The organism is Microscilla marina ATCC 23134 (genome assembly GCF_000169175.1).
In the GTDB taxonomy this organism is placed as follows: Bacteria; Bacteroidota; Bacteroidia; order Cytophagales; family Microscillaceae; genus Microscilla; species Microscilla marina.
Genome location: NZ_AAWS01000039.1, coordinates 82,417 through 92,333 on the forward strand (window position 1 = coordinate 82,417; position 9,917 = coordinate 92,333).

Annotated in this window: 14 protein-coding genes; 5 read left to right on the plus strand and 9 right to left on the minus strand. The window is 42.6% G+C overall.

The features are described 5' to 3' along the window. Nucleotides 1-96 precede the first annotated feature (96 nt). Nucleotides 97-642: an RNA polymerase sigma factor gene (locus tag M23134_RS27055; RefSeq protein WP_002701680.1), complete on the plus strand. Its 546-nt coding sequence runs from the start codon at nt 97-99 to the stop codon at nt 640-642. Between the two features lie 48 nt (nt 643-690). Beyond that, entirely contained in the window at nt 691-1,479 is a 789-nt protein-coding gene (locus M23134_RS27060; protein WP_002701683.1) for a hypothetical protein, read from the plus strand. A 61-nt stretch (nt 1,480-1,540) separates the two neighbouring features. Here the strand turns inward: M23134_RS27060 and M23134_RS27065 are convergent, their stop codons facing one another. Then, nucleotides 1,541-1,900 (minus strand): helix-turn-helix domain-containing protein, encoded by a 360-nt coding sequence (locus M23134_RS27065; RefSeq protein WP_002701685.1) that lies wholly within the window; start codon nt 1,898-1,900, stop codon nt 1,541-1,543. 183 nt (nt 1,901-2,083) lie between these two features. Here M23134_RS27065 and M23134_RS27070 point away from each other — a divergent pair, with 183 nt between their 5' ends. Genes M23134_RS27070 through M23134_RS27080 form a run of 3 tightly spaced genes read left to right on the plus strand, consistent with a single transcriptional unit; the run spans nt 2,084 to nt 4,231 of the window. Continuing rightward, on the plus strand, nt 2,084-2,815 hold the full coding sequence (locus M23134_RS27070) for a hypothetical protein (protein ID WP_002701686.1): 732 nt from the start codon (nt 2,084-2,086) through the stop codon (nt 2,813-2,815). Nucleotides 2,816-2,852: 37 nt separating this feature from the next. Further along, the gene (locus tag M23134_RS27075; RefSeq protein ID WP_045114418.1) at nt 2,853-3,677 is read left to right on the plus strand and encodes a coiled-coil domain-containing protein; all 825 of its coding nucleotides are present in this window, start codon (nt 2,853-2,855) and stop codon (nt 3,675-3,677) included. Further along, a complete protein-coding gene (locus tag M23134_RS27080) occupies nt 3,677-4,231 on the plus strand; it encodes a hypothetical protein (protein ID WP_002701688.1) in 555 nt (184 codons plus the stop codon). Before M23134_RS27075 ends, M23134_RS27080 begins: the two co-directional genes overlap by 1 nt. A gap of 45 nt (nt 4,232-4,276) precedes the next feature. Here the strand turns inward: M23134_RS27080 and M23134_RS27085 are convergent, their stop codons facing one another. From M23134_RS27085 to M23134_RS27120, 8 genes are all read right to left on the minus strand, one after another. Continuing rightward, the gene (locus M23134_RS27085; RefSeq protein WP_002701689.1) at nt 4,277-4,711 is read right to left on the minus strand and encodes a hypothetical protein; all 435 of its coding nucleotides are present in this window, start codon (nt 4,709-4,711) and stop codon (nt 4,277-4,279) included. A gap of 18 nt (nt 4,712-4,729) precedes the next feature. Next, nucleotides 4,730-5,992, minus strand: coding sequence for a hypothetical protein (locus M23134_RS27090; protein ID WP_002701690.1), 1,263 nt, complete (start codon nt 5,990-5,992; stop codon nt 4,730-4,732). Between the two features lie 12 nt (nt 5,993-6,004). Further along, nucleotides 6,005-6,505, minus strand: a complete 501-nt coding sequence (locus M23134_RS27095; protein ID WP_002701691.1) for a hypothetical protein — start codon at nt 6,503-6,505, stop codon at nt 6,005-6,007. A 17-nt stretch (nt 6,506-6,522) separates the two neighbouring features. Further along, complete coding sequence (locus tag M23134_RS27100) at nt 6,523-7,338, minus strand: hypothetical protein (RefSeq protein ID WP_002701692.1); 816 nt, start codon at nt 7,336-7,338, stop codon at nt 6,523-6,525. Nucleotides 7,339-7,458: 120 nt separating this feature from the next. After that, nucleotides 7,459-7,704 carry a hypothetical protein gene (locus tag M23134_RS27105; RefSeq protein ID WP_002698016.1) on the minus strand — a complete coding sequence of 82 codons (246 nt, stop codon included), beginning with the start codon at nt 7,702-7,704 and terminating at the stop codon, nt 7,459-7,461. A 73-nt stretch (nt 7,705-7,777) separates the two neighbouring features. Beyond that, nucleotides 7,778-8,125, minus strand: coding sequence for a hypothetical protein (locus M23134_RS27110; protein WP_002701693.1), 348 nt, complete (start codon nt 8,123-8,125; stop codon nt 7,778-7,780). Beyond that, nucleotides 8,112-8,810, minus strand: a complete 699-nt coding sequence (locus M23134_RS38985) for a hypothetical protein (RefSeq protein WP_002701695.1) — start codon at nt 8,808-8,810, stop codon at nt 8,112-8,114. The genes M23134_RS27110 and M23134_RS38985 overlap by 14 nt, the downstream gene beginning before the upstream one ends. Before the next feature lie 8 nt (nt 8,811-8,818). Next, nucleotides 8,819-9,805: a hypothetical protein gene (locus M23134_RS27120; RefSeq protein WP_002701697.1), complete on the minus strand. Its 987-nt coding sequence runs from the start codon at nt 9,803-9,805 to the stop codon at nt 8,819-8,821. Nucleotides 9,806-9,917 lie beyond the last annotated feature (112 nt).

A 9,917-nucleotide genomic window follows, 5' to 3' on the forward strand; every position in this document is an offset into this window, starting at 1 on the left:
CTCCATTCTTGTATGGCATCTAATCCTACTTTTTTTACCCGCCGTGACATTTTATCACTAGTTGTTCATTATTATAGTTAGAGACCAATTCATATTATGTCTGCAAATATTTTAAGTGATCGCTTTATCAAAAATTTAAATGCAAAAAAACTCATCCCCTTGGCTATCAAAGTACTTACTTCTGCTTCTGAGGCATCTGGTATCCAAGACAAAGCAAAAGATATGGTGCAAGAAGCCTGGAAAAAGTTTTTTAATAAATACGGTAATGATGAGTACAAAGAAAAAGAGGTGATGTACCTGATGATTACGATTACTCGCAATACGTGTGTTGAGTATATCAGGCGCTTGAAGGTAGAGCACCGTTATTTAGCTGAACAAAGTAGTCAGTTAAATCAGAGAGACGAAGTAGACATAGCACTCGATGTTGAGTATATATTTAGGAGCATTCCAGCAAATTACAGATACATATTGGAGGCAGAGCAGAATATACAACATGAAACCCAACAAGAATTGGTGCAGAAAATAAGTGATGAATACAAGCACTTATTTAAAGTGACGGAGTTTAACCTCAATATATTTAGGTCATTGAAAAAGCGAGCCAAGCAAATGATTGAAAAGCTTGTGAAAAACGATCAGGTATAAATATTAGAGAGCAAATAAACATTAAAAAAAACAAGAATTATTCAAGTTATGATCGCCTATACATTTAAAGAAATTGAGGAAAAAGGAAAACTGTATGCTGCGGGTAAAATGGACTTGAGTGAGCAAATTGCTTTTGAGGAGTACCTGAATGCTCATCCAATACAAAAAATGATGGTAGAAGGCATGGTGGTAGAATATCATTATTTTGATGGATCGCCTCCCAAAGTTCTTACTAGTATACAACATAAGCGTCGTTATTTATCTATTGCAGCTTCTATCGTTTTAATACTAGTAGTAGGTGGATACTTTGCTACCCGTCAAACAGTAGTACCCTCTGGTCAAAAACTCTTAACCAGAGGAATTCATCTGAATATACCTATGAGCAGGTGGGAGGTAAAAACACCGCCTAAAGCTGTGAATGATCATCACCAGGCTAGTCATTTAAAAATCAATAATGCATCACAACATTTATCCAAAAATACTATTTCCAACCAACAATTAGCAACGTTCAATAAACAAGAAATTGCTTATTGGGAAGGGGAGTTGGACCTAGTAACTGATGCCAGCCGTAGTGCCTCTGGCACAGTAGAAGTACTGGCGATTGATAATGTTCAAAATGCGACTACTTTTAAGGTTAGGTACAAAAATACTTCTAAGCTTTTTATTACAATATACAGTGCCAAAAACATGGTTAAACCTTTGTTAGATGAAGTCCCTTTGTTACCTGTGGAATCATCTATTTTTAGTAAGATGGTGTTATTACCAAAATCAAACACCTATTACTGGCAACTTACCAATGAAGAGGAAGAACTTTTTATAGGTAAGTTGGTAAAGTAATGTAAGTAACTGTACAGGTATGAGGTGTTATAATGCTGCCATACCCTGTTATTTTTTTTAATTATTCTTCTTTCGTTCCTTCATCTCCTTCCTTCATTACTCGGAATAAATCCTTAGACATATTAAATAAGCTTTTGAGTTGCTTGAGTAATGCCGGGTTTGTGTTTTCTAAAAACTCTGATTGGGCATAAGCTTCAAATATCACCTCTATTGGAGTAAGCCCTATAGCATGGCATGCTTTTATAAATTGAGTCAAACTAATATCACTATGCAACGTTTCAAGGTTTTGATATTGCCTGGCACTTACCCCAAGCTGTTCTGCCATGTCTGATTGGGTCACTTTTTTTCCCACCCTATCTTCAGCGCTTTTTCTAAGCTTTTTCAATGCTTCTACTACTTCTTGTTCTGTTATTTTTTTCATCGGTATTCGATACAAAGTCCCGATCAAGGTAATAAAAGCGCAATTTAATTGCGTGTCTTTGTCCATAATATTAAATATTTGAAATAAAATTACGCTTTTTAATGCTTAAAAATGTATTTTTATTTCGTAATTATTTTAACCCAATAAAAAACGAAGTTACTACCAAGTAACTCAGCCAACACTATGAGTAACTCAGCACACTTAGAAAAGCAGATATTTAAGGAAGGGGTAGCGAGTGATTTTATCAACCGAATTGTAGAACATTTGCCTAATATCATGTTTGTGGCAAGTATTGTCATTAGGGCAGTGATAGGTTATTTACTTTGGATGCATGCCATGACTATGTTTAGCTACATCAAAAACCCTAAAGTACAATGGCTTGTGGCAACGTTGCTTGTAGGTGCCACTGAGGTTATTTTTACTACTTTTTCGCTTGCCTCGGCAAAGCTCAGGAGAGAGGGAGGGGAATTAAAGAACACTTCTACCGAAATAGAGGAAGTAACTACAGGTAACTCTGACGAAAAGGTTCGTAAGCTTAAAGTTACCAACCGAGTTACTTATACTCAGGGAAAGAAACTTATTACCTGGGCAAATACACTATTTGTAGTAACTATTATTGGTAGTTTAGGTTTCAATGCCTTGATGTTGGTATGGACTCATGAAAGTGGTTCAACAGAATATTTTAGTACTATTGATCACCCTGGTAAGCTGCAAATATTTATTCAAGTCATGAACTTGATTGCTGTGTTTACCAGTGAAGCCTCTGCTTTTATACTCAACTCAAGTGCGAGCCTTGAGCAGAATAGGCTCGGAGTAAACAAATCACCCACAGATACATTTACAGATGACCTGGATATTGACCTGAGTGATTTGATGGGTGGTATTTCAAGTGGCGCATCTGCTCACGCTGTCTAACTAATTTTTACATTATTAAACTTTCTATTAGAGTATTATGAGTAAAAATAAACATTTAAAAACTTCCAATACTATCGATGTATCCGTTCGGGTGCATTTCAAGGAATTATTTAAAGGTGCTGTCAAAGAGTTTGCGGTACTCACTGCCGTATCTTGTATTACTAGTTTTATGCTTGAAATCCCTTTGGTATTAGCACTTATTTTAGGGTTTTGTACTTGGTTTCTTTGGGGTGTATACCGTTATCAAGAAATTAAAAATAAGGCACTGAAACGACGACTGAGTAGCATGTTACTTAAATACGAAAAGGATGTTACTCAATTAAGTAACCATGCTGCTGGTGAAGTAAGACTCAAAAACGAAGAGATAGAAAGTCTTAGACATAAAGTTACTTTCAAGCAAGGAGAAGTAACTAAAGCTCAGCAGGAGGTAACTAAATGGCAGGAGCAAGTTACTTACTTAAACGCGCAAGTTACCCTGGAACGTAAGAAAGTAACTCATGCCGAGGTAAAAAAAGAAGAAACTGAGGTTAAGGTAACTAAACTAAAAGAAGAAGTAACTCGGCTTACTCAGAAAGTAACCCAGCAAACTGAGCGCGTCAATAGAGTAAGTGCTCAAGTAACCCAACAGGTAACCAAAAAAACTAAAATGTACGAATTACAGATAGAAGAGCTACAGTTGGCTCTTAGCACTAAAAACCAGCAGTACACCCAACTACAGAAAGATTCTAAAGTGTGGGAGTTAGGGTATATTGCTAAAGAGTTAGGCAGGCTTAGAAAAGGCAAAAACAACGAGGAACAAATTGCCCAACTTGAGCAACGTAAACAACAACTGGAACAAGACCAACTAAAAGTAGTAGCATAATGCAAATAAGTGTCACTGATGAACAAGGTAATCACTTGGTAGGAGCAGAAATAAAAGGTACACTGAGCGTTAGTTGTGCGGGGTATCAACCCTTGCTCAAGACTGTAGATGTTATTTATACGCTTCATCAAAAAACTACAGTGAAGCTATCTCTTGCTAAAGATACTGACATGCAACGTTATTTTATAAGTAATGAGATAGTACAAATGTTTGGGTTTAAAGATAGTAGTGAATTGCCTGTTGACTTTTGTGGGTTAATTATTATAAAAGGAGCAGGCAAATGTAAACAAGCCTGGCTGAATCAAGTTGACCACCTACCCAACTCAGTCGTAATTAGCTTGTATAAAATCATCACTGAACAAGGGTTGAGGCTGGAAGTAGCAATGGAATTTTTAAAAAACTTAGTAGATACACTAGGAGTCAATCACTATCAATTTATAGTAATAGATGTTGAGGAGTATCATTTTTCTTATGATAATTGGCAATTCGGTAAAACCGTTGAAAAGGTTTTTGTTCAAGGAGGACAATGTACTGTTGGGCTCAATATACTTTGAATATAATTACCCTACTTGTAAAGTAGTCTACAAGCAGGGCATAGTCTACTTGCCATCTGTGCTCATGGGTTTTGCCTTGGTTATTTGTTTGATCCTATCTAACTCCTGTTTACTTACCCCAGCGGCCATAGCCTTGCGAAGCGCCTCTTTCTCACTGATCTGAAACTCCCGAAACACGGTTTGCCAGGCATCAGGGTTTTGCCAATACTCCTGTTCTTTTTCGCTGAGGTTTTCGGCCAGTAAAATCACTACCTGATTGCCTGCGGCAAACAAGCACTCGATGAGTTGGCGGGTAAAAGCCAGTGGATCAGCGGTAGCCTTGGTTTTCTGAGTGGCTTTGCTACCAACTACTGTTTCATTGGCGGCAAGCGATACCACAGGCAGCCCCTGGCAAGCCGCCCATGCTTCTTTGCCCGAAAAGGGCAGCCCTACGGTACAATATAAGGTAGGGAGTTGCTTTTGTTGTTGTTTTGAGTTCATAAATGAATGTGGTTTTGATCAAACAAAATAAGTGGTAAAAATGCTGAGAAAGTGCATGATGTTACTGTTTTCATCATTACTAACACTTGGTGCATTTATTAAATTTAGTTCTGTGGGCGACAAATCTGCCATTACATTACTTATTGACTGAAAAGTATTTAAGCGGTCGGGTGAGCGGCAAATGGTCGTTCTAATTCTTTTAGTAGACTGTGGTGCAAAATAATTTTGTGAAAAGCCTTCCAGGATTTTCGAGTAAAAAGGTAAGGAATTGAGCGGAAGGTAGCCAAAGAGACTTACTCTAAAGGGATAACGGTTTTCCCTTAGTTCTACTTCTGCATAGAGCGACTGTTGTAGTTTGGCATCAATTGCCCTTTTAATGGGTAGGGCAATTCTTACCCAAACCTCATTATCGGTTTGATCAAAATATTCATGAACTGGAATGTACTTGATTAATCTGCTACTAGTTTTACGTACCTCAATATCTATTCTCAATTCATAATCCTCATGCCCGGCATACAATTGCTCTACATTGGCGCCTATCTGCTCATCAATATCGTACAGGATTGCCTTGCCCAAAAGAAGGGCATTGGCAGGTATTTGCCCCTGGACTACTAAAAACTCCAAGGCATCTTGCCACTTGTTAGGTTGGCAATAAAACTGGAATACATCCCCTTCATAGTTGCCGCCAAAAGGCGGAGGGAAGTTGATCACAATATCCCCTGAGATGCGCCACTTTTTGCCCTGGCAAACAATTTCAGTTTGGTTGTCCTGGTTGCCAGTGCGTTCCGCATGGAATATGAGGCTGTCGCCGAACGGCTTTTTCAGATCGAAGCCTGCCACTATGCCTTCTTCAGTGCCCAAGGCAACCCTGGTATGCCACAACTCTTGATGCACCACCTCAGCTTGATCCAAAGAAGGGTTTACCAACTTAAGTCTCCTTATTTTATGTGGTGAATGGACATTGCCATTGGCATAAATCACTGGGTTGCCTGGGCGATAAGTTTCCTCAATTGCCCAGCCGTAATTTTCTGCATCCGGGATGCTTTGCTCTTGCACTTCGAATACTTCACCATTGTGGAGCATCATGCCTGCGGTGGTGGTAGCAAACCCTGCGTCATCTTCGCTGATTTCGCAGCCTTTCAAAATATAGGACTTACTCAAGTCAAGTCCCAACGCCATAAATGCTGCCGCTTGCCCTTCTTGCTGAGCTTCCTGCAAATGGAGCAAATCGTCCAGCGAGCCGGGGTGTCCGCCCGTAATGAGGTCTAATATTTTTGCCATAGTGTGTGCTGCTTATTCTTTGGTGATAATTGCATAAACCTTATCGGGTAATTTGTATTTATCGATAAAGGCACGAATCTGAAGTTGTTGATCCTCACTCAGTGCTGGAATCTGTACTACAAAATCGTACTCTCCCTGAAATTCGCCCAGCGCATAGCTAAACTTTGGAATGATGTTTTTTTCGACAATTTCGCGCAATGAGTAACGATAATATTGCAAACTGGAGGCTTCGCTGAGGTAATAGATATAGCGGCGATTTCTCTGATACGTTTGGTTGATGATCACTACCTCCTGACTCAGTCCTAACCTTCGGTTGAGCTCTTCTTCGAGCACCATCGTTTGGTTGCTGATGGCGATTTCCAGTTGGGTAGCTACTCTGAACGCCACAAAATGCTCATACAAGGTTTTGATGGGGGTAAGCATTACTTGCAACCAAGCCAAATGCCGTGCTTGTTCCTTTTTGAGGTACGAAGGCACTAGCCAGCGCACAAACTTGTTCCAGTCAATGGTCATGCTTTTATTTACTTATTTTATAAAGGAGTTTTTAAGGTGAGATGGTCTTTGAGCGGGTGTGCATTGTCTATTTTTACATAGCCCGATTTGGGGATGTACACCCGGTTTACTGGAGTGTAAGTTTCTCCACTTGCCTTTGCTTCAAATAATGTAATGACAACATCTTCTACTCCTGCCACTGCCTGAACTGCATCCACAATTTTAGATTTCAGTATTTTACCGTCAAAGGGCAGGTTGGCTAAGTGCTGTTTGATGGCGGTTTCTATGCTTGTTTTGAATGGGGCAGGTTCCAGCAAGGGATTGTAGTATACTTCCAGGCTGAGCCTTGCGATGTCGCCGGGCAAGCTGTTGACCACCACATAAGCCCCTGGCGGTTGCAAGCGATCAATGTAGGCTCTGGCCGCTGCCAGTTCGCCTGCCGAAAGTTGCCCCGGCTGTCCGTTCACCGTTTTGGCTACCTTGAGCGTGGCAACGTTGTCATTGCCGCTGGCCACCGAAATGGCCGCTTGACTAATAATTTGTTTTTCGGGAGATACCTGGGCATAACCAAGTGCTCCATTTTGATCCCTGACGAGGTTGTCGCCGGACTGAAATTTTGTTGCCTGTAGCACAAACCATTCTGCCGAGCCAAATATGCTTTGAGCGAGCCGGGCTTCCACTGCTGCCTTGTGGTGATCAAAGAGTTGCTCCAGCGTCCAGGCTGCCATGGCCACCACATAGAGCCAGAGTCGCCAGATCGCAAAATTAGAGGGAGAATCCAGGGCATCGAGCTTGGGTTCGGCAGCCTTGGCCGCCAGCAGTTCGTTGCGTATTTGAGTAAGGGTTCTTGCCATGGTTGTTTGCTTGTATACTTAAACAAAAATGGTTTTGAAGATGGATTTTGACTAATTGTTTGAATACCAACACTAATCAATCCTGTAAATCCTAAAATCACTTTAATCTTAGTATAGTATTTAATTTCCTGTTTTTACAATTACCGCCTGGGGCAGCTTATTTTGAAAGTACTTGACCAAGGGGTAGTCACGAATGTCTACTTTATCAGGGTCATACCTAACCTTGGTACCTGCTGCAATCTCCTCATCCAGCGAAAGCGTGGGGTTGTCGTCCAAAAGCACAAAAAATGCCTGGGGGTTTCCATAGAGTTGCAGGGCAAGGTCTATGATATTTTGCCCCTCGTAAGTAGTATAAACTTGTATCATATCTATATCGGTGTATCAATCATCGCTTTGCGCTAACCATTTAACCATTAGCGAAGCGAAACCATTCAACCATTTAATTACTCCACCCCGCCTCAATCTGCACCAGCTCGTGCCCTTCTCCCTGGGTCAGGTCAATGCGGACAGATTCTATGGTTTGCCCATCGAGCTCCAGTTGTAGCTCAATCTCGGCGCGCATCTCACTCAAATCCCGGTTTTCGTCGCCCAGAAATATGTGTAGCCCAACACCTGCCTGGGGGGTAGCACGCAAATCCCCTTTGTTTGCCACCAGGTGATGTGCCTGATGCTGTACGGTGGCATCGCCCAGAGCAAAGTCACCGTTTTCAAAAGCGAGGTCTCCATCCACTTCCGAGAGCAGCACATCTATCACCTTGCGCCATTTGTTAGGGTCAGTTGTCGCCATCGCCGTGCGTTACTTTTTTGTTGATGATCGAATCTTTTAATACCCCGGTCTGTTTGCCCGCCACAGCTCCCTTGAGGGAGACCTGCAACGCCGAAGGGCTGCCATTGCCCGGTTCTGGAATGGGTGGTCCCGAAAGTATATGAACCAAGCCATCCAGGATTGCCTTGTTCTTGTTCCACTCGGTTTTGAGCTCTTTGATTTTGATCAGCCCACCTGCACTATCCCCATTTAATGCTAACTTGTCAGCGGTCAGTTGCACGCTCAAATCACCCACTTTCAACTGGTGGGCATCCTGGCTCAGGTTTACTTCCAACTCACCGTTTTTATAGTTCAAACCTGCTTCGCTCAACTCGGCAAAGCTATCTTCGCTAAACCGGATGATAAGCTTTTCTACTTCCCCAAAACTGGTCACATAAGCCTCACTTTCCGAGGCTTCGAGCATCGATACAATCACCGGGCTGCCTATTTTGGGAATAAACACTACCCCGCCTATTACTTCACTATCGATACTTGCTACCAGACGTACATCGGGCAGGGGGGCTTCGCCGCCCAGCGGTTGCACCTCGCAAGTGCGGGCGGCTTCGTCTACCTCTACCACCGTGCCCCGGATATTTTTGCTGTCAGTGGGTAAAGCCTCCATAATCCGCCTGATGGAAGCAATAAAAGCGTTGATATTTTCATCCATAGTTTAGTTTACTGTGCCCTCCTTCCAATTTTGACGGCTCGCTTGAAGCCCCCGGTTTTGCTGACCGTGGTTTTTACTTCATCTACAAAATACAATCCCTCACGTTCGGGGTAGTCAGCATCCCGGATTTGGCAACGTGCCGAATGCACCACGTGTGGAATGCCCAGGGTTTTGATTCCCCCCTTGTAGCCCTCGTAGCGGTACAGTTTGACCTTTTCGTCCGCAATTTTTTGCAAAGTGTCCTTGTCCGCAATGGGCTCAGGCGAAATCCAGGTTCTCAGCTCGCCTTCTTCACTGCCTGCGTACACTTCCAGTTTTTGATTGTTTTTGAGGTATGAAGTCGCCTTGAGCTTAATCTTGATGTCCTCCTTGCGGCGATACTCCAACTCGGTGGCAAGTACATTGCGCTGTAAGTCATACACCACAGGTTCATCTACCCCAGTAGTAGCCGCTACATCCTCTGAATAAGGCAAGCCCACGTACAACTGCTTGCCCCGAAAGTACATCGCCAGCCCGTAGTTGTCTTTGAGCTTTTGCAACACTTTGGCGGCGCTGGCATTGGCCACCCGAAAGGGGGCGAGCACTACTTCGGGCACCTCTTTGGGGTTCACAAACTCCACCTCAAAGCCTTTTATAGCTTCTTCAATTACTTCCTTCAAAGTGGCGTGCTTCCAGGTTTTGTTGAGGTTGGAGCGCTGCAAATGATAGACTTCGTCCAGGCAATGCATCTCGAAGGGTTGGTTGGGGAGCAGCCGGGCAATATAACCTTTGAACTCAGTATGCAACTCGCCATCGTAGCCCAGTTTGATTTCTACTCCATCTCCTTCTTTGAGCTGCTTGTTGAACTGACCCCTTAACCTACCCAATTTGAGTACGGCCATATCACCCAGGTTTTTCCACGAGCTGGTGATTTCCAGCGAGGTAAAACTGTCCAGCAGGTACTCCACCCCACCAATGGCCGGGGTAAATATGACTTGGGTATTGAATGTGAGCATGGGGGCAAAAAACAGAACACAGGAGTGAGCTCACAAGAAAAGTTCGTCAAATAGTGGAGTTTGCTCATGTGGTTGCGGAATAGTTGCATAATGATGAAAAGTGTAAAGGTAG